Below are 1,069 nucleotides of genomic sequence, written 5' to 3'. Positions count from 1 at the left end.
GACACTCTCCCCGCAAGCGCGGAGWGGGGAAGAAAGGTGTCAGAAACGCAAAAAGCGCGATGGCCTTTCGGCCATCGCGCCTTCTGCGCACATTGGGCTTAGCGAAAAACTTATGCCGCGTCGGCGTCGGTCTCGGCGGCCGGCTCGGGCTTGCGGCGACGGGGCAGCGGGAAGGCTTCGCTCTCATAGAGCGAGCGGATGCCGTTCTGGTCGAAGCGCGCTTCCTCGACCTGGAGATAGGCGCCGTTCAGCGAATCCGTCGGCAACTGCTCCATCGCGAACTGCACGGCCTCGGCCGCGGTGCCGAACCGGCGATAGGTGAAGCCGGCACGCTTCTTCTTCCGGATCGCGGCGGGGAAGAGCTCGGCGGAGGTGTTGAAGTTGAACGGACGCAGTGGACGCATGGTCAAAGACCTCGTGATCTTCTCTGGGGCTTTAAGCGCGTGGGGTTTGGGAGGGCGGAGGCCACAAGCGCGTGGGCCCGCCGCACATGTCATTTTCGCCCTCTAATATAGGCCGTTTTGACAAAATTGCGACCCCTGCGATGGGAGATGATGAATCCGCGCATGGCAGCCCCGCAAGGGCTATAAACCGAGTAATTTCAAATAGTTGTATGGTTTATAGTTTGCCAAGAAGCAACAGCACGACCAGCACCACGAGCACAACGCCGCCGATCCCCATGCCGGAATGGCCCATGCCATAGCCGTAACCGCCGACACGGCCGGACAGGCCGCCGAGCAGGTAGATGATCACCAGGATGATCAGGATGGTCCCGAGTGTCATGGCATCCTCCCTGGCGGCCGCCAAAACGCGATGATTGGCCACACCGCCAGAGAAGAAAAGCACATCGCGCCGCCGGGTTCCATGGCGGAACCCGGCGGCGCGCAACGTTTATTTCGGCTCGAGCTTCAGCGCCGCCGAGTTGATGCAGTAGCGCAGGCCCGTCGGCCCGGGGCCGTCGGGGAAGACATGGCCGAGATGGCCGCTGCACTTGGCACAGAGCACCTCGGTGCGGACCATGCCGTGGCTCACGTCCCTTTCCTCGTCGACATGGCTCTCGGCGGCGGGC

3 protein-coding genes are annotated in these 1,069 nt (G+C 62.8%); all 3 read right to left on the bottom strand.

What is annotated here, in order from left to right; genetic code table 11:
• Window positions 1-110 precede the first annotated feature (110 nt).
• Window positions 111-404 carry a hypothetical protein gene (locus AC1D00_RS42540; RefSeq protein ID WP_027544929.1) on the bottom strand — a complete coding sequence of 98 codons (294 nt, stop codon included), beginning with the start codon at window positions 402-404 and terminating at the stop codon, window positions 111-113.
• Window positions 405-618: 214 nt separating this feature from the next.
• Window positions 619-783: a DUF3309 family protein gene (locus tag AC1D00_RS42535; RefSeq protein WP_167771251.1), complete on the bottom strand. Its 165-nt coding sequence runs from the start codon at window positions 781-783 to the stop codon at window positions 619-621.
• A 108-nt stretch (window positions 784-891) separates the two neighbouring features.
• On the bottom strand, window positions 892-1,069 hold a 178-nt coding region (locus tag AC1D00_RS42530), incomplete at its 5' end, for a peptide-methionine (R)-S-oxide reductase (RefSeq protein WP_477014836.1).

It is taken from the genome of Bradyrhizobium sp. P2_E8, assembly GCF_056403875.1.
This window is presented reverse-complemented; position numbering and strand designations above follow the sequence as displayed.